The organism is Candidatus Krumholzibacteriia bacterium, assembly GCA_030748535.1.
Lineage (GTDB): Bacteria > Krumholzibacteriota > Krumholzibacteriia > JACNKJ01 > JACNKJ01 > JASMLU01.
The window spans coordinates 11,756-33,966 of the sequence record JASMLU010000003.1 but is presented as its reverse complement, the minus strand read 5'-3'; the positions used below and the strand labels follow the sequence as shown (position 1 = coordinate 33,966).

The window sequence follows — 22,211 nt, the reverse complement described above, 5'->3', positions numbered from 1 at the left end:
GATGATGAAAGGCTTTTTTGAAGACGGAAGCTTCGATGGATACAGCGTTCTGGTCACCGGCGGAGGAACGGGTCTGGGTCTGGAGACCTCCCGCCTCTTTGCCCGGCTCGGTGCAAAGGTGGCGATTGTCAGCCGCAGTGAAGAGCATCATTCGGACTTTCTGGGCGAGGCGGAGCGTGAAGGCTGGACAGCTGCGGCTCATGTCATGGATGTTCGTGAACCGGATCGCGTGAACGAGGTCTTTGCCGCGGTAGCCGCAGACTTCGGGGGTCTGGACATTCTTGTCAACAATGCCGCCGGCAACTTCATCCGCCCGAGCATGGATCTCCCCCCGAAGGGCTGGAAGGCCGTAATCGACATCGCACTTTCCGGGGTCTTCTACTGTTCACAGGCCGCCGGTCGCATCATGCGCGAGCAGGACCGGATGAGCAGCATCGTCAACATCATCGCACCCTATGCCGAGACCGGCGCGCCGGGGGTGGTTCATTCGGTGACGGCAAAGGCCGGAGTTCTTGCCATGACGAAGACCCTGGGCGCTGAGTGGGCAGGCTACGGCATCCGGGTCAATGCGGTCTCACCCGGAGCCTTCGAGTCCGAGGGAGCCGGCTCCCGGCTTTGGCCCTCTGAGGAAATCCACGAGGCCATCCGCCGCCAGGTTCCCATGAAGCGTTTTGCGAGCGCAGAGGAAATCGCCCGCGCCGTGGTGATGGTGGCCTCTCCCCAGGCCGACTACATGACCGGCGCCAGCCTCACGATTGATGGAGGCATGTGGCTGGGTCGCGGGCTGCATGGCGACCTGGATCCTTCGAAGCTCAAGCGGAAGGCTTAGCGGGGGGAGTTGGCCTCTTTGTCAGATTTGCCCATGTAGTGTGCGGTGGGCCCTTGCTTCTGTAAACTTCGTGTACGCAGCAGCTTAGGGAGTATTTAGGAGTTTTTTCGGGTTTTGGGCGACGGAAATCCGTAGATCAACGGTTTCTTGGAGGTACATTAAATGAAGAAGTTCATTTTGACTCTGACTTCGCCTGTTCTGGTCGGTCACCGTCACAAGAGTAGTCTCAGCGCCTGGAGCAACTCCTCGGAGTACGAAGCGGGGTCTACGGTATTCATCACTCTGGACGGTGGAAGCCATCTGGAGTCGACAACGCCGGTGACCATTCATGTCACCGCGCCGACCTCGGTTCCGGAAGGGCCGGGGCCTCTGGTTTCCGCCTGGAGTGTCATCAAGTCACACTACTGATTTCGAAAGCCCTTCTTGCTTGCTCAATGGATGCCGGTCTTTTGACCGGCCTTTTCTTTGGCAGGGAGAAGTGGAGGTCTGGCTACGCCCTCTTGACTCCCCGGGGACAGAGCGTTACTTTCTGCCCCATGAATTGGCGGCTTAGCTCAGCTGGTTAGAGCATCGGAATCATAATCCGAGTGTCCGGGGTTCGAGTCCCTGAGCCGCTACCGGATTTGGCGCAAGCCAGCGATTGGAATAGTCGCTGGCTTTTTCTTTGTTCCCCCTGATCGAGCGACATCGACGATTGATCGGACAATAGACCATAAAGCACCGCTACTGGGGCACTTACCACCACAGTTTGAATCGGAGATCATGGCGTGATATAATTGTCAATAAATAACCAGTTAGATCCACCTGTGCTGAACCGGAGTTAGTGAAAGGGTGGTAGGGGTGGAGATGCGAAGCTCAAACCAGGAGGTTTCGGAATGCGCTTCTGTGCTGCGTCCATGATAACCTTACCCCTGGCGACGGTCTTCTTGATCGCCCTGCCTGCGGTGGCGTCCGCATCGCATGATGCGTTGCCTCTGCGGGGTCGAGTCCACCCGGGTGGAGTGCCGTCTCTCTGCTGAATGCGCCAGGTGAACTTTCACGAGCTAAGGGCTATCGCTGCGGGTGTAATCTGCAGTATAATTATGTCACAATAATGATGATATAATTTACGGCGAATGGCGTTTAACTGCAGTAGCACCTGACGCGGCTCTCTGCATACAGTTCGCCCCTATCAAAGGATCTGAAGGAGGCTTTCCATGCCCAAGCGGCTCAAATTCCAAAACCCCGTGGCGAGGAGCATTCCGCTCCTGACCATGATCGCCACTCTCCTGCTGCCCGCTTCGGTCGGCGCTGCCTGGACCGAAGGCGATGACCGCATCCTCAGTCTGGACGAAGCCATGGTCGAACTCGGTGGCGATCGTTCCGTCAGCCTGCGCAGCAGTCTCCCCGGCGACACTCCCATCGTCCTCATGGACGGAGACGGGAATTCGATTCAAGGTAGCAAGGCCCTCGCGGTCGCTCTCGTACAGAGCGGACTCTCGTTGCGCGCGGACGGTGACATCGTGAGCAGCCATGCCTTCACGGAACGCGAACGAGCGGAACGGCGACGCTATCCGCAGTTCTCCATCGCTCCGTCCGCTCGCGCCGACGACGCGATCAACGCGGGGGGCGCGGTGCTCTACGGCAAGACCTATGCGCCGCCCTTCCGCATTGAAGTGATCCAGGGCGAGATCCGCCTCAATCAGGTGACCATCTATCCCGCGCCGGGGCCTTCCGCGGCCGCGCCCAAAGCGACAGCCGCTCAGATCGAAGCGCACCAGCGCAACGAGGCCCTGTTCGCAGCCTACGATGCTGAGAAAAACGCACGCGGCGCCCAGGCCGCTCGCGAGGCCGTGAGCGCAGGCATCGCGAGCGACTCGCGCTTTCAGTCTTCTCGCTGGCTAGATGACGGTTCCCTGACCGTCGTGATGCCGGATGGGACCGAAGAGACCTTCCGTTTCGACGTCGAGCAGCGTGAGCCGGATGCCAACAACGACAGCGTCATGGCCGAACATCTGAAATCCCTGGCCGACGATCTGCGAGCTGCCCTGGAGAGAGATTACACAGTGGTAGCGGGCGCAAGCTACGTGACGACAACCTCGAGCATGGACGCCGGCAGTCTTCGCCGCCGCGTCGATGAGATCCTGTACTCGGCCGAACCGGAGGCGCTCAAACTGGCGCGCCTGCATGTAATCACAGGCCACCGCGAAGCGGCCGCCGACCTACTCTACCTGCGTTAGGAAAGGGGGAAGACAATGAAAACGATGCGAACTCTAAGCGCGCTGCTTCTGCTCACCGTAGTCCTCTTGGCGGGGAATATGGGCGAGGCTCTGGCCGGCGCGAATGAAACGCCGGGCAGGGGTTTCAAGCCCCATTGCTTCGGCTCCTACTCCACCAACCTCTTCGAGTTTGGCGGAACCGATATCGGCATCTTCAAGACCTATGTGACGGGGTTACAGCACTACGCCCAGGGCGCCGCCTACTCCGACGCGACCTTGGATCTGACTTCCGGCGGGGCAGGCATCTCCAACTTCTTCACGTTCTGCACGGACAAGAAACACGACGTGATGCTCGTGACCGCCCACGGTATCAACGCCCCCGCGACGCTGATCGAGCAGTACATCAAGACGCCGGCGGGTCTCGCCGCGCGCGATTCCGTTTTCACTTACTGGAACGGTATCCTTGCGGCCGGTTCCATCCAGAAAGGCAACTGGGCCGGCTACTACTCCATCGATGCAACCCAGGCGTTCTACACGAACTACTTCCAGACACCCCAGGCCTTTGCATGGTGGGCCACCTGCTGGTCGAGCCTGCTCAGCATGACGGCCTCCACCGAAGCCCGATGCTATCTCGGCTACAACCAGGTAGTCGCAAGCAGCAAGTGCTACTGCGACGAGCGGGACATTCTAAAGAAGATGAACGGGTTCAGCGGCCAGGCGTTACGGCCGCTCGGGCCCGCCTACGCGGGCATCAACGGCCGCTGTACACCCGGCGGCGCGAACCTGATCGCTCAGGGCAAACTGAACACGACCCTGTCACCCTCTGTCACAGGCAACGCTCCCCAACATATCGTCTGCGAGTTTACTCCCGGATTCGTCTCCTTCGACACGAGCCTGGACGTCACCCGGCCCCCCAGCTCAGTGGTGGTCGCAAGTGGCGACGGCTTGCTCATCAACCATCAATGGATAGGCGACGACTTCATCATTTTCGACGTTCTTCCCCTCGTCCCCACTCCGTTCATCGTATATAACGTCATCGAGAACATGGCGCGGAGCAAGGCGAACATCGCGCGCCTGGACGGCAATACGGACCCACCTGTCAATGCTCTCGGCCCCAACCGCGACGACTACGTCTGGTATACCTTTTGCCCCTCCGGCGTTCCTTCCCTCAATGTTCTCGATCCTATTTGCGTCGTCCCCGTGATCTCCGGGGATTCCGTCACGGTCGTGACGCCCGTGGGCAACAACTCTCTCGATCAGAATCTGACCGTGACCATGACCCTGGAAGATGAACTCGGCTGGTACAATGGGGGTCCCCTCGTCCTGAACATCCCGGCCGGCGAGGCCCTAATCCCCGAGTGGGAACTTTACGTTCCCCCGATGCTGCCTTCAGAAGTCACAAATCCCATTTTCATATTTGCGGAGGCTTCTGATAGTATTTTGGGGTTTGCGACAGAGGAATTAGTGGTGCGGCCTTCTGTCGGAGCGACTTTCGCCAGTTCTGCCTATGGCCATCCTTTAGAAGTCCAGCCTACCCCGCTGGACATCCGCATAGAGAATTTCACCGAGAGCACCCTCAATTTCGAGAACGTCATCTATGAATCCGACAGCGGCGCTGGCTGGCAGGTCTTCCCCGAGGACCCGGAGTTTGCGACGATCGGGCCGCGTGAAGTTTTCTACGACCAGATCTACTTCATGCCCCCGGAGGGGGCGCTCCCCGGCGACAGCGCGCCTCTGGTTTTCTCCGCAGAGATCAACGGCAATCCCACTCAAATTCAGGTGGGCGAACTCAAAGTCGGCGTTCCGATCGAAATAGTAGTCCTTGAGCTGGTGGGATTCGTGCCGGGCAACTCCTCAGCCAGTATGACCTTTAGTCTCACCAACAATACTACTTCGATTGGTCTGTTTGATTTGAATGTGGAGGCGAACAACAGCCTCGGACTGCCCACAGATGTGCTCGTTCCGCCATTCATCGAAGCGGGGGAGACGGTAGCGTGTAGTCTCTTCGTCGCTATTCCGAACGATCCTGAGCTTGTCGGATTAACCGGCACGATCGATCTGAACTTCATTGATTGCTGCGGTTTTAATTTTGAGGAATCTCTCAACTTCATCATCTCCCCGGCTGTGGAAATCATACCCCTCTTCCTGGAGGTTTCATTTCCCCTGATCACGGGCGGTTCCCAGGCAGAGTCCTTCCCTCTGCCCTGCACATTAGTGAACCGATCCGAAGTGGACCTGGTGTGCCATTTGGAGACGGACTCCCCGGAAGTTCCGCTCGTGCCGATCGAGATCGTGGAATTAGTCCTGATCTCCGAGACGCCTTTTGAGGTCCCTCTCCGGGCTATTTTGCCCGTGAACACGGCGCCTGGGAGATATCAGGCGGAAATCCGCGTATCTTCGAACGATGAGGGTCCCCGGGGAATCGGGGATACAACCTTCGAGTTCGAGATCGAGGTTTCCAATCCCGTCGTCGTGGATATGCACTCGCGCGGCGCAGCGGGTGAGGCAGGCGAGACCGTGATCGTCGGTGCAACGATCCACAACCTACGAGAGGATGCGCCCATGAGTGGCGCCTATGAGTGGTCCGATGAGCGTGACTGGCTACTCGGTGATCTGATCGGTAGCTATAACCTGCCTCCGGGCGGAAGTGACTCTCTTGTGGTCGAACTGCTGTTACCATTGAATTTCTCGGCGGCAGCCGACTCCGATTCGGTCACCCTGCGTGCGGACATGGTCTACGACTCGGGAAGCACCTCTGAGAGCTGGGCTTCCATCCGGGTGATTGTCCTCGCGGATAGCCTCACCTCGGTGCCCGAAGATGGAGTCCCCACCCTTGAGCGACTCGAATCGGTCTATCCGAATCCCTTCAATCCCCAAACGAGGATTCTCTTCCATCTGGTCGAGGCGGGCAGGATTGAAATTGCAGTCGTGGATATTGAGGGTCGCAGAATCCGGGTTCTTGAGAAGGGGGAACGGGAGGCTGGCTCCCATGAGATCGAATGGGACGGGCGGGACGGCGACGGGAGGACCGTTGCCAGCGGTGTCTATTTCGTGGTGCTGACAACGCGAGATGGCCGCCACAGCTCGAAAGCAATCCTCCTGAAGTAGTATGGAACGGCAGTTGTCAAGCTGAGATGAGCCCCGGATCCGGGTTTCGGTCTGGGGAAAGGAAATATTTTGACCTTCGCCCGCACTTTCACCTTGCTTCTGTCCCTGACCACGATTGCCTTTGCCTACGACAGCGAATGGCCCCCCCTTAAGGATCCCGACGCCAGCGACCCCACGCCTGCTCCGGGTCTTGAGATGGGGCACATCGCAATCACGATTCCGACCGAGTTCGGAGCCTGGTTCCAGCACATACACATCAACGACTGGGGTGAGTTTCCTCTCGGCGTGGCTTTTGGCGACCTCGAGGGTGCTGACGAACAGCAGGATCTGGATCTTGTCCTCTACATGCGCGACGAGATTGTACTCTGCGCACGCCTCGATGTGGACTTCCAGACCGAGACCGGCGTGCTCACGCCGCTCTGGTGCTGGAAGGTGCCGGGCGCCCCGGCCGACCCACCCTCCGCTTCTCACACAGGCAATTTCGCCACCAATCCCGTGATCTGGGATCTGAATAGCGACGGTGAGTGCGAGGTAATCCTGGTGGCGCCCAAGCAACTCGACGGCGGTGACTGGGGCCGGGCGATCTACGTGCTGAAGAGCGACCCCGACGGGGTGCCCGGCGATTTCAGCGTGCCGCCGCCGATGATACTGGCCGAGAGTCCCGCAGGAACCTACAGTCAGACCTCGGAGGTGCTCGACCGCATTGGAATCTGCAAGGTCCGGGACGGGGACTCGCCCAGAAACATCGTTTCCAACGACCACAGTGGCGTCTCGCTGAGCATCTGGTCCCTTGCATCCAACGGCCAGGGCGGTTCATATCTGGATATGCTGCATCGCGTCGAATGGTCGCCTCCCAAGACCCACGAGTACAACTGGCTGGACGTCGACGGCGATGGTTTCGACGAGTTTTTCTGGGACGGCATTCTGGACTTCGTGGATGCCGGTCCCGACAGTGCCGAGCCCTCCAACCCCGACGACCCACTGGCCGGTGTCTGGCGCTGGCGCAGTGGCATCGGTGAGAACTGGAACCATCAAGACCAGATGTTCGGCTTCGATTTCGATCCCGACCACCCCGGCCTGGAGATTGTCAGTCTGCCGGAATTTGACTGGATCGACCTCGATGGCATCCCGCGCCGCGCCGTGGACACGCTTTGGGACCTAGACGGCAACATCCTGCGCGAGAACGCAGACTGCCCCCACCACCATCTCCAGGCCGCCTACTGTGGCAACTGGACCGAGAGCCGCGACGGCTTCGAGATCATCTTCGTTCCAAAGAGTTTCAGCGCTCCCACCGTAGGTGGCGGCGAGACATGGCTGGCCGGTGCCTTCTCCGTGGACATCCAGCAGGAGGAACTGACCCTCGATGGTGCCTATTGGAAGGTGGCCGATCTGGGTTATCCCGGCAATCACCCCAAGCGCGCCAGTGGCCCCGCGAAGGAGATGGCTCCCATCGACTGGGATGGAGACCGCAACCGCGACGAGATCCTCAACGAGTGCTGGGAGTGTTTCTACATCTGGAGAATGGGCGAGAAAGGCGATTGGGGCGAACAGCCTCCATCCGGCATGCCAGACGAGCAGGAAGTCCAGAATCCATGGACCGAGGAGGGCTACGAGGTCTGGTGGGATTTCTACCAGGGTTACAATGGCAATGAGGTAGATAGCAAGGGCTGGAATCACGGTGGAGCCGGTCTCTACACCCATTACTTCGAGAAACTGGGCGAGGCCTATCCCGGCCACGCTAGCTATATCCTGACCGCCTATGATGCCGGGAAAGACTACCGCGAGGAGGCGCTCGCCGTCACGCCGCTGGCGGTGAACGTCTACTTCAACCGCAGACCAATTCCCGCCGGGCATCAGGCAGCGTCGCCCAATACGGATCCGGACTATCGCCTGTTCCGCATGGCCGGCATGAACTGGCCGTATGCTTACGCGCCCTCGGACATCACCGGAGTGGACGACAGCACGCCATCGGCGCCGACAGTCGCCCGACTGCACCCGAACCACCCGAACCCGTTCAACCCCCAGACCACACTGCAGTTCACGCTCACCGAAGCGATCGAGATCCGGCTGGCGGTCTACGACCTGCGCGGGCGGTTCCTAGCCCTTCTGGCGACCGGGCCCTGGGGTGCTGGCACCCATGCGATCACCTGGGACGCTTGCAATGCTCAGGGACGGGAGATGGCGTCGGGGGTCTACCAGGCGCGCTTGACCGCAGGTGGTGTCGTGGAGAGTCAGAAGCTGGTGCTCGTGCGTTGATTCTGCGCCTTCGATCCCCCGATCAGCCTGTGTCCGTTGAGGACTGTAAGAGGCTTCCGGCATGGAAGATGCAGCCGAGTATCCAGTGTTGCCCATAAATGTCGGCAGATCCTGTATAATTAAGAATCGCAGATCGAAGGGGGATTCATGGTAACACGAATCACCATAATACTGTCCATAATGGCGATCTCCTGCCTCGCCCAGCCGCTGCGCCACGGAGCAGGCGGTGCGGGCTGGCTGCATGCAGGTGCCTTCCATCCCGTCGATTCGGACGTTCTGGTCATAGGACTGGACGTTTCCGGCATATGCCGCAGCGATGATTCAGGCACAAACTGGTATCCCTGGAACGAAGGGCTCGCCAACATTCACGAGGCGCAAAGCAACTACATCGAGGACCTGATCGGCGTCGATGCGGAGGGCTGGACGGGTTTCTATGCGGCCACGCGAGGAGGGCTCTTCAGAGCGCGGGAGGACGGTGCCTGGGAGTGGCTCACACCGCCTCCGGATTTCACCTTCGATTCCGAATTGTTCTACAGGCCAGATGTCATCTCCTTCGCCAGCCTGGATGTGAACCTCGAGTTTGACCGGCTCGTAGCAGGTGCGGGCAGGTTCCGCTGGGGCAAGACAGAGGAGTTCGAGAGCTATCCAGGCCTGGCCGACAGCCTCTTTCTGCCCTGGAGCGGAGGACCTGCGGATCAGTGGAGCGTGTGGAGCCTGGATCCCTCCGATCCCGCGCCCCTACCCTCGCCTCTGGGCGACTGCCGCTTCGGATGTGCGCGCGACGTGGCCTGCAGGAAGCTCGACGGCGTAGATCATGTTGCCGTCGCCACACCGGAGGGAATCTTCCTCTACGACGGTTCGGTATGGATGAGCATCGCCGACATGCTCTATTCAGATTATGGTCTGGATTGCTGGAACCTTCGCATGACCCGTCGCGGCAGCCTATACGCAGCCATGGTACGCATGCCGGGAGCGGCTGCGCCGAGCGGACTCTACCGGATCGCGGACCTCCGAGAAAATCTTGTCTGGGAATGGCTGGGCGACGGCACGCCTCTGGAACCCGACGGCTTCACGATGGCGCAGACGGGATCGCAGAGCAGCCAGGCCTTCGCTTATCTGGGAGTCGTCGAAGGCGAGGGGGGCGCAGAGGATATCCTCTATCTGGCCGCGCGTGACGGTCTCGACAGGCGGGGAGGTCTCTATCGTGCCGAATTTTCGCCCGACGAACCCGGCTCTGACTGCACATGGATGCACAAGGTCTGGAGGGAGTCCGACGAGGCCTTCTGGCAGGCCGATGCCGCAGGCGCCTTGTCGCCCCTGGATCCGGGCTGGCTGACGCTCTGGAAGGGGAACATCCTTTTCCCGCCGGAGATCGCCCCCTCCAATCCCGACCGTTTGTTGCTGAGCATCCAGGGCAGGCTGCATCTGAGTGAGAACGGCGGCCACGCCTGGCGGCAGTGCTACTCGGAGGTCAATGGCGACTGGGCGGAAAGCCTCGGCTATGACGAACTGGTCACGCAGGCGATCGGCTTCCTCGATGACGGTCGTGCAGTGCTGGGTAATGCCGATCTCGGTGCCCTGATCAGTCGCGACTCCTCACTGGACGGCTGGAAGTGGTTCTATCCCCTGGTGGACCGCGACACGACGCATGAGACCGATGCCGCCTACAATCGTGAGGTAGCAGAAATCGTCGTGCGCCCGGACTGGCTCGGCCAGGGCGAGGACGGCCTGTTCATTCTCTGTACCGACATCACTCACCATGGTGCGCCGAGCAAGATCATGCGCGCCTGGCCCGGAGAGAGCGAGAACTGGATCAACCTTACGCGCGATCTCGAGACCGAGAACAAGTTCATTCCGACCTTCTGTTTCGCCGGCGACAGCGTGATCTTCGCGCCCTATCTCGAATCGTCGGGTCCCTGGGGACCCGGATCCACCCTCGCGGCCACGGGTCTTCTACGCGGACGCTACGAGGGAGGCAACTGGAGCTGGGAGACCGTGAACTCCGGTCTGGGGCTTGGCTACGGCTGGAATGCGCTCGGCAGTTGCGTCCTGCATCACGAGGCGAGCGGGCGGATCTTTCTCTCGAGCGAACTGCTCAAGACCCCCCAGGGAGACGGGCCCGGTGGTATCTACATGCTTGACTCGCCCGAAGCAGACCAGTGGCAACTCGTCTTCGGTGTGACTGGCGACTGGAAGAACTTCCAGTCCCTTGCGCAGTCCGCCGATGGCACGCGCCTCTATGCGGGAACCCGCGGGCTGCAGGGCATGGGCTATGGGGGCGTGTTGCGCTGCGAGGATCCGGTGGGCGCGCCCGAGGACTGGCAGGTCATCGCCAACGGGGACAGTCCTTCCTTCGGCTTCGAGCTGCCCTTCTTCGGGATCGGCTGGTCAGAGATGGACGCGAACCGCAAGCTGACCGACATTCAGGCCCTGGCCGTCGATCCCCTCAATGCGGATATCGTCTTCGCCTCACAGAATTCTTCGCGCTTCCAGATTAGCGAAGGACTGTGGGTCTTCAACCTGGCCGGGGATCAAGGCTGGAGCAGACTGAACTACGGCACGCCCATAGCCCAACTCGGTGCGCAGGCACTTGAGTTCAGCCCCCTTGATCCCGTCCGGCTCGGCATCGGCACTGCTGGGATGCAGTTCTGGACGCTGCGGACCGATTCCCTGGGTGGATCCACGGGAGCGGGGACTTCCGGCGGATGGAATGGCCTTCACCTGCTTGCGGCGACCTGGAAGGGCACGCGCGCCGACATCCGCTACACCCTCGCGGCACCCGCGCCGGTCGAACTCGGGATCTACGACGTTCGCGGGAGGCTCGTCATCCGAAGGAGGGTCCCGCGGGCCGGCACCGGCGAGAACAGTCTGGCCTGGTTCGGCAGGGACGAGCGCGGCGAGCGGATGACCTCCGGAATCTACCTGCTCCGCCTGAGCGCGGCCGGCGCGGCAGCCAGCGGGAAGCTTCTGCTTTTGAGATAGAATCGCGACCGGCCCGACGAACCGGTCTACATGCCGCCGGCGAGCCACCGGCGACTCCGGTATCCGGCAAGGCCCGGGGCTCACTTCCTCCGCTTGCAGGCTTCCGACAGGAGCCGCAGCGCAAAGCGGATCCTCATACGCCAGACTGACTACAAGAGAGCGTCGATAATCGCATTCAGCGTGGCACTGGGCCGCATGGCTCTTTCTGCAAGCCCTGCGTCCGGCTGGAAGTAGCCACCGATGTCCTGGGCCTGCCCCTGTGCGGAGAGAAGCTCCGAAGCAATGAGCTCTTCCTGTCTTGTGAGTTCTTCGGACACTTTGAGGAAACGACCTTTCAGTTCGGCATCCTCATCCTGTGCGGCCAGAGCCTGCGCCCAGTAGAGAGCGAGATAGAAGGAGCTTCCCCGGTTGTCCAGTTCCTGGACCTTGCGGGACGGAGTTTTTTCCATTTCCAGGTAAGTGCCAATCGCCTGATCCAGCGTGGAGGCCAGAACTCCTGCCTTCCCGTTTCCGCGCCTTGCGATCAACTCAAGAGAGGGAACGAGAGCGCAGTACTCCCCCAGGGAGTCCCAGCGCAGGTGGCCTTCTGAGAGGAACTGCTGAACGTGTTTGGGGGCAGAGCCTCCGGCACCGGTTTCAAAGAGACCGCCTCCCTTGAGCAGGGGCACAATCGAAAGCATGCGGGCACTGGTTCCGAGTTCCAGAATGGGAAACAGATCGGTGAGGTAGTCACGAAGCACATTTCCGGTCACGGCAATCGTGTTTTCCCCGCGGCGGATTCGCTCCAGGCTGAAGCGCATGGCATCCTTGGGACTCAGGATGTGGATTTCCAGGCCCTCCGTGTCATGCTCGGGCAGATAGGTCTTTAGCTTCCGGATGAGTTCAGCATCGTGGCCCCGGGCTTCATCCAGCCAGAAGACTGCGGGAGTCTGCGAATCCCTTGCACGGCGAACCGCCAGTTTCACCCAGTCGCGAATCGACTCGTCCCGGGTCTGGCACATGCGGAAGATGTCGCCACTTTCCATGGCCTGCTCCAGGACCACTTCGCCCTGCTCATCCATCACGCGGAAGTGTCCATCAGCGGGAGCCTCAAAGGTCTTGTCGTGGGAGCCGTACTCTTCGGCTTTCTTTGCCATGAGTCCGACATTGGACACGCTTCCCATCGTGGACGGATCGAATTGGCCATTCCGCTGAGCGTCCTCGATGATTTCCTGATACATGGTCGCATAGCAACGATCGGGGATCAGGGCCAGGGTGTCCTGAAGCTCGTCAGCCCTGTTCCACATCTTCCCGCCATCGCGAACAACATTGGGCATGGAGGCATCAATGATGATGTTGTTGGGAACATGAAGATTCGTAATGCCCTTGCGTGAATCCACCATGGCAAGCGGCGGGCGAGTCTGGTAGACCGCTTCGATATCTTTCTCGATAGCTTCCCTGCGTTCTTCGGGGAGCTTTTGAATCTTCTCGAAGAGATCGGCCAGCCCATTGTTCAGGTTTACTCCCGCCTCTTCGAGGGCGTCAGCGTGTTTTGCCAAGGCTTCCTGATAATAGACCGACACGCAATGGCCAAACATGATCGGGTCGGAGACTTTCATCATGGTGGCCTTCAGGTGCAGGGACAGAAGAAGTCCCTCCTCCCTGGCAGCTTCCATCTCTTCGGCAAAATAGGCTCTCAGGGCGGCGACATTCATCGTGGAGCTGTCGATCACTTCACCGTCAAGCAGGTTCAGGTCTTCCCGAACCGTGCTGCTCTTGCCTTCCTTGTCTGTATAGAGAATGCTGCAGCGGCAATCGCCGACTAGCGTGTGGGACTTTTCGGAGGCGAAGAAATCCTTTTCCTTCATGTGACCTACGCGCGATTTCGAACCGGACTCCGGCCAGTCCTTCATCATGCGATGAGGGTTCTTCTGGGCAAACTTTTTCACGGAAATCGCCGCACGACGATCGGAGTTGCCTTCCCGAAGCACGGGATTGACGGCAGAACCGAGAACCCGCGAGAAACGCTCTCTCAGTTCCCGGTCTTCTTCGCTGTGAACCTCTTCCGGATAGTCGGGAATGTCGTAGCCATGGCTCTGCAATTCCCGGATGGCATCCTGCAACTGGGGAACCGTTGCACTGATGTTCGGGAGCTTGACGATGTTGGCCTCGTCGCTCTGGGTCAGTTTCCCGAGCTCCGCCAGATCATCCGGCACCTGCTGTTCTTCCGGGAGCCTTTCGGGGAAGAGAGCGCAGATCCTTCCGGCGAGCGAGATATTGCGGGTCTCTATCTCGATTCCCGTGCCCTGGGTAAAGGCACGCAGAAGGGGCAGAAGGGAGAAGCTGGCCAGGGCCGGAGCCTCATCGACAATGGTCCACATGATTTTCGAACTTGCCATGAGTGCTCCTCTACAGTGGGATTCTCCCTGAAAAAGAGGTTTTTCCCCTGATTTGCAAGCCTTACCCACGGGAAATCCGCATCTGCGGCCCATTTCGCCGCGGAAACTACTGGGCCTGTCTGGGTGGAGAGACACGGAGGCATGTGAAGCTTTGATAAGCCAAGCCCTACTGAAGGAGCATCATTCGCCGAACCATGACCTGCCCCCGATGTTCAATGCGATAGAGGTAGAGTCCGGAAGAGAGAGCGTCCGGGCGATAGTCAATCTCGTGGGCTCCGGCTTCGCGGAACTCATCGAGAATGACATCGACCCTGCGCCCCCGCACATCCATCAAGTCAATGCGAACCTGTCCCCGCTCGGCAATGCGAAAGTGGATCGAGGTTTCCGGGTTGAAGGGATTCGGAAAGTTCCGGGAAAGAAGCGGGCCCGGCAGGGAGTCGGCCTCCGTCGCGGTTCCCGATAGATGGATGAGTTGAACGCCATCGGGGTCGTTGCTCTCAATCAGAATGTCCGTATCGTAGGCACCCTCTTCCTGGGGCTCAAAGCCGAATCCGAGCACCTGCTTTTCTCCCGGCAATAGCGTGAAAGGCGTGCTGAGTTCGGGTTCCTCGTTCATGTCGATGTCCAGTCCCCGCAGGGAGAAGAACTCACCCGGATCGCTCAGGGACAGGATTTCCAGGGGATCGGCTCCCGTGTTGATGAGGGAAATCGGGAAACTGGCGCTGTAGCCTGCCTTGACCTCACCGAAATCATAGCCGGAGGTGGAAACCGTCAGGTTGACCTTCTCGGGCAAAAAGCCCTCCTCGAGCGTGTGGCTTGCAATGAGATTTCCGTTCGGGTCATAGGCCTCAAGAAGAACGGACTCGTCGCCATTGACCGTGACTTTTCCATAGTGTTCGTCGAAGTTCCCCTGCCAGATGTGCTGGCCTTCTCCGCTCCAGGTGAAGATACCGAAGACTTCCTGGTAGGCGACGACCATGGAGTTGGTTCTGTCGAGCCCGCCCGCCATGATTTCGGGGATCAGGGAGTTCTCTCCCTTGTCGATGGCAACCGTATGGGAGTCCCCGGTGATGAAGATCACATTCTCCACCTGATTCTCCACGATTCCATCGACAAGCCGCTCGGCGACAGAGGGAAAGCCGCTCCCGCCGTCGGATGCTTCAATGGCAACCGTAGCGGCCGAGTAGGAACCGATCGGTGTGTCCACCGGATCGAAACGGGGGTCGCCCTGAAAGCTGGCCGCCAGTTCCAGAACAGCCCGGTTGCCCGGGTTCCAGGTCATCGTGGAAACCAGAAACTTCCAGGTGGCCTCTGAACTGGCGAGCGCATCCAGGAGCCAGTTCATCTGGGTCTCTCCGAGAAGGCGATGCGATTCATCCGGATCGAAGCGGATCTTGACGGAGGGATCTTCCAACCATTCCTCATGGTAGCGGAATCCATTGCTGTTGGGATCTCGTTGCGTGCGAGTGTCGAGCATGAAGAACTCGGCATTTCCATATCGGAAGCTGTGGAAGACCCCTTCTTCCGGATTGGGCAGAGGGTAGCCCGGGAAGCAGTCCAGGTAGCCCTGAAGGCTGTTGAACTTCTCGGAATAGGAACCGTCGGAGTTGTTGTGCGTGTAGTCGTGGTCATCGTAGACATAGGCAAGGGGCAGGGTGTCGAAGATTTCATTCATGGGATAGTCGGGGTCGTAGCGGGTCTTGTAACTCTCCGTAACGCGCCCCGGGACCTGGTGGAAGTAGGGAGGGAAACCGTGATCCACTTCCCAGGCATAGTCGGGATAGGTCCAGTCTCCCAGGTGGACGAAAAAGTCCAGATCGGCTGCGTCCACTTCGGCCCAGATCCTGCCGTCATTGGAGGCGCCATCCGTGACATTCTGTTGCCCGCTGCCGAAGCCGAAGGAAAAAGACTCCGGCACGCTTCCCGGCTCCGGGAAACTTCGGAAGCTGCCCAGAGTTTCCGTCGCTTCTCCATCGAGAATGGCACGATAGGAGTACAGAACCCCCGCTTCGAGACCCGACACATCCACAATGCCGAAGTAGTCTTCGCTCCAGGATGTCGTGACCTCCGTGGAGACAATGGCGAGAGAGTAGTCGTCAATCACCGGACTGAGTTCGAAGTGGAAAGTACTGGAGTTGTCTGTGCGGATCACGATTCGAGCGGACTCGTGAGTGACCGCACCGACTACGGGACCATGAGTAATGGCAGCTTGCGCAAGGAGTGGCAGGAGCAAGAGAACGAGAGAGAGTTTCATGAATCCTCCAGGAGGGGAAATCATCACCGCCGCAGTGTAACACAGGAAGGCGCGGGAACCAGAAAAAGCCAAGTGCATTTCTTCCTGTCGCCTGTGCTATACTATGAAAACACTCGGGGCCAACCATGACAAGAATTCTGACAATCCTGCTTTCCCTGTCGCTTTGCGTCGGGCTCACCTTGGCTTCGACTGTGATCGAGGACTTTGAGTCGGGTTCCGTCATTCTCGAAAGCTATCCCGGGCAGGATCAGGCGCCTTCTTCCTGGGAGCTCACGACGCTGAACACCTGGGACAACTCCGACTACGCGCTTCGCATCTTCGGCAACAGCTGGAAACAGCAGATGATCCCGCCTTTCTCCCTACAGGATTCGATGACCCTTCAGCTTGCCGTCTATGTGGAAGGCATCGGCGAGATGCAGGCCATCGGTATTGGGGACGGCAGCCGGGAGCTTCTCTACACGGTTTCAGGAGACCAACTTCCCCAGGCCAGCAAATGGTGGACGGTGTATCAGGGGGCATTTTCTCCCTATGAATGGAAGACCTACCTCCTTCCCGTCGGGGAGGACTGGAGGGCGACCTGGGGAGAGGGTGGAGCCACGATCGACCGTCTCTTCTACATCAACGACGACGATGCAGGGCCGAGTGGAGCCACGGTCTTCGATGCGATTCTGGATGTGAGTGCAGATCTGCCGGTGGCACCGGTGGCGGAAATCCAGCGATTGATCAGGCACAGCCAGCGGGTTTCCCCCAATCGTGTTCGACTGGGGATCCAGTTTCTCGGACTGGTCAGCGATCCGGACTCGGAGTCTCATGATTTTGCCTGGGATTTCGGGGACGGGACTTTCAGCAGCGAGCAAAACCCCTGGCACGAGTTCACCGTGGAAGCGGGGCATCCCTATACGGTGACTCTGGAGGTTTTTGACCCGGAGGGGCTGTCGGGAGTAGACAGTTGCAAGGTGGCCGTGGACTCCGGTGAGGGAGACCTTCCGCTTACGGTGAACTTTGTGGGAGACATCATGACGGGGCGTTCCTATGAAAGTCCCGGCGGCATTATCGACACTCATGGGATCGAGGCTCTCTTTGCGCCCACGATGCCCATCTTCGGGGATGCCGCGGACCTCAGTGTCTGCAACCTGGAAGTTTCCTACACGGATCAGGGATCCCCGCATCCGACCAAGAGCGTGGTTTTTCGAAGCAGGCCGGAGAACATTGAGGGGGTTGTCTACGCGGGTGTCGATCTTGCGAATCTTGGCAACAACCACATCATCGACTACGGGGAAGCGGGAATGCTGCAGACCCAGGCTCTGCTGGATTCGGTGGGGATTCCCTGGGTGGGAGCGGGCACAGATGACTATTTCGCCCTTCGACCGAAGATCCTCGGGAGAAAGGGTCTCTCTCTCGCCTTTCTTTCCATGTGCAACCGCGATGGGCGTCTTTGGAACTACCAGCCTTTTCTCGATGCGGGACGAAGCAAACCCGGTTTCGGTTCTCTGATTCCCAAGAACCTGGAGAAGGCGCTCGAAGAGAGTCGACCGGTGGCGGATCTGAGCATCCTTCAGCTACACAGTGGGAGTGAGTATGAGACGGCCCCCCCGGATCGAGCGGGGCACTTTCATGGCAAGCCGCCGATTGAGGTCAGTGTTATTCACGAAGACGATGAGCCCTTCCACTTTCGCGTGGAGCCGAGCGAGGGAGATCGCGCGCTTCGACGTATGGCGATCGACATGGGCGCAGATGCAGTGATCAACCATCACCCTCATGTTCTTCAGGGTTTCGAGAGCTATCAGGGGAAACTGATTGCCCACAGTCTCGGCAACTTCATCTTCGACCTCTACTACCCCGAGACCATGCCGACCATGGTCTTGACCATGGAAATTGCTGCGGAGGGAATCGTGGGATATCGTTTCACGCCCTCCTGGATTGATGACTGGATTCCCCAGCCTGTTACGGGGAACCTGGCTCGCGAAATTCGGGATCGTCTGGCGGATTATTCCCGGGACATGGGCGTTCTGGTTTCTCCCCTTCCCGGTTCCGTGGAGGGTCGCATCCACCTGAATCCTGATGAGGTGAACAGCACGGTGTTCCCGGCGACAGTGACCACCACCTTGCAAGAGCAGGGAACTTACTATCAGAGCCCGCCTCTGGAACTTCCCGGCGAGGGTTGCCTTTCAAGGCTGGTTTCCGTGGAAGGTCTTTCACAGTGGGAGGTCTCCTGGGGGCGGGAGATTCTCTGGCATGGAGGATTTGAAGAGGAAGGGGCCAGCTTCTGGGATGACAACACGGCCGACGAGTGGCTTGACGACACCGAGTCCTGGAAGGGTCAGCGCTCTCTGGCGCTTCGCCGGGAGTCCGGCGCAGGGTCCTCGGTGGGAACGGACCTTGAGAAGCACCTTCCCTGCGATCCTGAAAAGCGACACAGCGCGCGCGGCTTCCTGAAGGCCCAGAATGCCGATGGCGCGAAAATGATGTTCCGCTTCTACGAGGGTCGTTACTCCTCTTCGCCACTGAGCAGCACGGATCTGGCGCTTCCCCTTTCGGGGGATTCGGACTGGCAGGAGCAATTCCGTGAACTTGCAACTCCTGTCAATGCGAGCTATTTCGAAATGCGATGTCACCTGGAAGAAGCGACTTCAGGCATTGCTCGCGCATGGTTTGACGAACTGGCCTGCATCGAATGGGAGCCCTGGCAGCCGGGCCCTCTTGCTCTGGAAATCCCGGCTCCGAACAACTATCGCTATCTTCAGATTCGCTCGTCTTCAGCACCGTCCGGTTCGGTGGTGCTCCATTTTGAGGAAACCCTCTTTGGCTCGCCCTTTACTTCTAGCCTTCCCCCGGAACTGCCTGCTCGAGCAACCCTGCTCGCGCCCTGGCCGAATCCCTTCAATCCGCAAACCCGCCTGCGCCTGAAAATCCCAGAAGGCGGGGGCCGGGTCGACTTGTCCATCCACGATGTCCGCGGGCGGAGGATCCTGGATCTTCACCAGGGAACCCTGGAAGGTGGAAGCCATGACTTCCTCTGGACGGGCAGGGACAAGAGCGGCCGCAGGCTTCCCAGCGGAATCTATCTTGCCCGCCTGAAGACCGAATCGGGAGATCTGCAGTCCCGGAAACTGGTTCTTCTCAAGTAGTCGTCTTCTTTATATCCACCGAAGCTCCAAACAGACGGTAGATGGCCGGCAGCACAAGCAGGGTAAGAACATTTGCAGAGAGAACCCCTCCGATGACTACCGTTGCCAGGGGTCGCTGGATTTCCGCTCCAATTCCGGTGTTCAGGGCCATGGGGACAAAACCCAGAGCCGCCACCAGGGTCGTCATGAGGATCGGGCGCAGGCGCATGAGAGCGCTTTGCTCGATGGCCGTTTCAAGATCCACCCCTTCATCCAGCAATCGTCTTATGGTGGACACCAAGACCAGTCCGGCCAGCATGGCCACTCCCGATACGGCTACAAATCCGACACCGGCGGAAACGGTAAAGGGCATCCCGCGCAGCAGGAGAGAAACAAGTCCTCCCAAAGCGGCAAAAGGAGCGCCGGTGAAAATGATGAGAGAATCGCGCAGGGACTTCGTGCTGCTGTAGAGCAGGAAGAAGACAAGAAGAAGCGCTAGTGGGACGACGAACATGAGTCGCAACCTTGCGCGCTCCATGTGTTCGAATTGTCCGGCAAAGCTGACATGATAGCCTTGGGGCAGGGTGATCTCTTCTGCGATTTGCTCTCGGGCTTCCTCAACGAAACTCCCGACATCCCGTCCCCGAACATTGCACTGAACCACAATGCGCCGGCGCTGCCATTCCCGCGTGATGGTGGACGGACCTTCGATCTGTCGAATGTCCGCCAGTTGAGAGAGAGGAATCTGTCCGCCGGTTTCCGTGGAGACGAGAATCTGTCGAACGGCATCCGGTTTGCTTCGGTATTTCCCGGGCAAGCGGAGGACAAGATCAAAGCGCCTTTGGTCCTCTCGCACTTGCCCCACGACCACTCCGCCGATGGCTTCTACATAGGCAAGGACCTGCTCTGCGGACACACCATGGCGTGCGATAGCGTCCTGCTTTACCTGAATCTGGAGCACAGGCTGCCCCGTGATCTGCTCCACATAAAGGTCTGCACTTCCTTCAATACCGTCGATAATCGCACCCACCTGGATGGCGATATTTCTGAGTTGATCCAGATCGTCCCCGAAGATCTTGACTCCGATGTCTGTTCGGATACCGGCAACCATTTCATTCATCCGCAACTCGATGGGCTGGGTGAACACGAGTCTCATGCCGGGCAGCTTTGATAACTCTTCGCTCATCAGGTCGACAAGTTCATCCTGACTTCCTGCTTGCGTCCACTCTCTTCGGGGAGTGAGTGAAATGTAGATGTCCGTGAGTTCAACACCCATCGGATCAGTTGCCACCTCGGCCGTTCCGGTGCGGGACCAGACATGACTCACTTCGTCCGGATACTGTTCCAGAATCACTTTCTCAATCTGGCTGCCATAGCGAATCGATTCTTCGAGGGAAATCCCGGAGAGCCGCACTGCATTGATGACAATGTCGCCTTCGGAGAGTCGCGGTATGAACTCCGAACCGATAAAGGGAATGAGTGTGGCACTGACAGCAAGAAGGACCAAGGCTCCTGCAATCACCGACTTGCGCCGACGAAGGGAAAATGCCACGAGCGGTGCATAGAGACGCTTTGCTTCCCTTGCGAACCAGTTTTCCCGTTCTTTGCTTTTTACCTTTAGTAGCAGGCTTGCAAGAACCGGCATCAGCGTGAGCGAAAGAATGAGGGATCCGGCCAGCGCAAAGAGCAGGGTCAGGGCCATCGGGCGGAAGAGCTTCCCCTCGATTCCTTCCAGGGTCAGCACCGGAAGAAAGACCGTTGCGATGATGAGTTCCCCGTACATCGTGGGCTTCCGCACTTCGATGGCCGCATCGCGTACGGTATCGAGAACCGATGCTCGCCGGTCGGAGGAGGCAAGGCGACGCACGCTGTTCTCCACCATGATGACGGAACTGTCAACAATGAGTCCGAAGTCGATGGCCCCAAGGCTCATGAGACTTCCGGCCACCCCGAAGCGCATCATGCCCTGCGCAGCGAAGAGCATCGACAGGGGAATTGCAGAGGCCACGATGAGTCCCGCCCGGAAATTGCCCAGGAAGGCAAAGAGAACGGCAATGACAAGAATCGCCCCTTCCAGCAGGTTTTCGCGCACGGTGTCCAGCACCTGGTCCACAAGCTTTGAACGCTCATAGAGAGAGTTCAGCTCTACGCCTTCGGGCAGGGATTGCCTGATTTTCTCCATACGTTCACGAAGAAGGGAGGACATCTCGTGGCTGTTTTCCCCCATCAGCATGAAACCAAGGCCCAGAACGATTTCGCCCTCCCCATTGGCCGTGGCGGCGCCTCGGCGGATTTCGTGCCCCTCGCGAACTTCCCCGATATCCCGGATGTGAATAGGAATACCATCGTGGGTGGCGACAAGGATCTTCCCGATTTCTTCCAGATTTGTCGTGAGACTGATGCCCTGCACGACATGAAGTTCTCCGGCTCTTACCAGATATCCGCCGCCAACATTCAGGTTGTTTGATTCAAGAGCCTGAAGCACTTCCTCCAAAGTGAACTTGTACTTCACCAGCAGAGCCGGGTCAGCGAGTACCTGATACTGCTTCTTTTCGCCACCCCAGGTGTTGACCTCGGCAACGCCGGGCACCGAACGGAGCTGGGGTTTGACCACCCAGTCGTGGAGCGTAGTAAGTTCCCGCAGGGAATGCTCCGTGCTTCTTAGGGAGTAGTGGTAGATCTCTCCAAGCCCGGTTGCCACGGGACCCATTTCCGGACGGGATATTTCCTCGGGAAGCTCCACGGACTGTAAACGCTCCATGATGAGCTGTCGGGCGAAGTAGACGTCCGTATCATCATCAAATGTCACGGTGATCTGGGACAGCCCGAACTTCGAAATGGAGCGAACACCCTCCAGGCCCGACAGTCCGGCGATTGCCTGCTCTACCACAATCGTGATCTGTTGCTCGATCTCAAGCGGCGAAAGTGCCGGGGCGCTTGTGTTGACCTGAACCTGAACAGGTGTCGTGTCGGGAAATGCGTCCAGCGGAAGACGAAGCAGTGTGGCGACTCCTGCGATCAGCATGACAAGCGTAAGCGCAATGACCAGAATACGGTTCTTGAGGGACCAGCTAATGATTGCATTCAACATGAGGTCCT

At 59.0% G+C, this 22,211-nt stretch carries 10 protein-coding genes and 1 tRNA gene; 8 read left to right on the top strand and 3 right to left on the bottom strand.

Going from position 1 to position 22,211, the window contains the following annotated elements; translation table 11 throughout:
• Positions 1 to 4: 4 nt before the first annotated feature.
• The 7 genes from QGH30_05415 (at position 5) to QGH30_05385 (ending at position 11,373) form a co-directional block, all read left to right on the top strand.
• Positions 5 to 829, top strand: coding sequence for an SDR family oxidoreductase (locus QGH30_05415; GenBank protein MDP7021773.1), 825 nt, complete (start codon positions 5 to 7; stop codon positions 827 to 829).
• Between the two features lie 162 nt (positions 830 to 991).
• The gene (locus tag QGH30_05410; GenBank protein ID MDP7021772.1) at positions 992 to 1,237 is read left to right on the top strand and encodes a hypothetical protein; all 246 of its coding nucleotides are present in this window, start codon (positions 992 to 994) and stop codon (positions 1,235 to 1,237) included.
• Between the two features lie 135 nt (positions 1,238 to 1,372).
• Positions 1,373 to 1,446: transfer RNA gene (locus QGH30_05405), tRNA-Met, on the top strand.
• A 579-nt stretch (positions 1,447 to 2,025) separates the two neighbouring features.
• Entirely contained in the window at positions 2,026 to 3,048 is a 1,023-nt protein-coding gene (locus QGH30_05400) for a hypothetical protein (GenBank protein MDP7021771.1), read from the top strand.
• A gap of 15 nt (positions 3,049 to 3,063) precedes the next feature.
• Entirely contained in the window at positions 3,064 to 6,135 is a 3,072-nt protein-coding gene (locus QGH30_05395) for a FlgD immunoglobulin-like domain containing protein (protein MDP7021770.1), read from the top strand.
• A gap of 69 nt (positions 6,136 to 6,204) precedes the next feature.
• On the top strand, positions 6,205 to 8,391 hold the full coding sequence (locus QGH30_05390) for a FlgD immunoglobulin-like domain containing protein (protein ID MDP7021769.1): 2,187 nt from the start codon (positions 6,205 to 6,207) through the stop codon (positions 8,389 to 8,391).
• 180 nt (positions 8,392 to 8,571) lie between these two features.
• Complete coding sequence (locus tag QGH30_05385; protein MDP7021768.1) at positions 8,572 to 11,373, top strand: FlgD immunoglobulin-like domain containing protein; 2,802 nt, start codon at positions 8,572 to 8,574, stop codon at positions 11,371 to 11,373.
• Between the two features lie 149 nt (positions 11,374 to 11,522).
• Here the strand turns inward: QGH30_05385 and QGH30_05380 are convergent, their stop codons facing one another.
• Both QGH30_05380 and QGH30_05375 read right to left on the bottom strand, forming a co-directional pair.
• Complete coding sequence (locus tag QGH30_05380; protein ID MDP7021767.1) at positions 11,523 to 13,751, bottom strand: NADP-dependent isocitrate dehydrogenase; 2,229 nt, start codon at positions 13,749 to 13,751, stop codon at positions 11,523 to 11,525.
• 166 nt (positions 13,752 to 13,917) lie between these two features.
• Positions 13,918 to 16,005: an alkaline phosphatase D family protein gene (locus tag QGH30_05375; protein ID MDP7021766.1), complete on the bottom strand. Its 2,088-nt coding sequence runs from the start codon at positions 16,003 to 16,005 to the stop codon at positions 13,918 to 13,920.
• A 125-nt stretch (positions 16,006 to 16,130) separates the two neighbouring features.
• Between QGH30_05375 and QGH30_05370 the strand changes: the two genes are divergently transcribed.
• The gene (locus tag QGH30_05370; protein MDP7021765.1) at positions 16,131 to 19,133 is read left to right on the top strand and encodes a CapA family protein; all 3,003 of its coding nucleotides are present in this window, start codon (positions 16,131 to 16,133) and stop codon (positions 19,131 to 19,133) included.
• Here QGH30_05370 and QGH30_05365 read toward each other — a convergent pair.
• On the bottom strand, positions 19,126 to 22,203 hold the full coding sequence (locus tag QGH30_05365) for a CusA/CzcA family heavy metal efflux RND transporter (GenBank protein ID MDP7021764.1): 3,078 nt from the start codon (positions 22,201 to 22,203) through the stop codon (positions 19,126 to 19,128). The two genes, QGH30_05370 and QGH30_05365, sit on opposite strands and share 8 nt — an antisense overlap.
• Between the last annotated feature and the right edge of the window lie 8 nt (positions 22,204 to 22,211).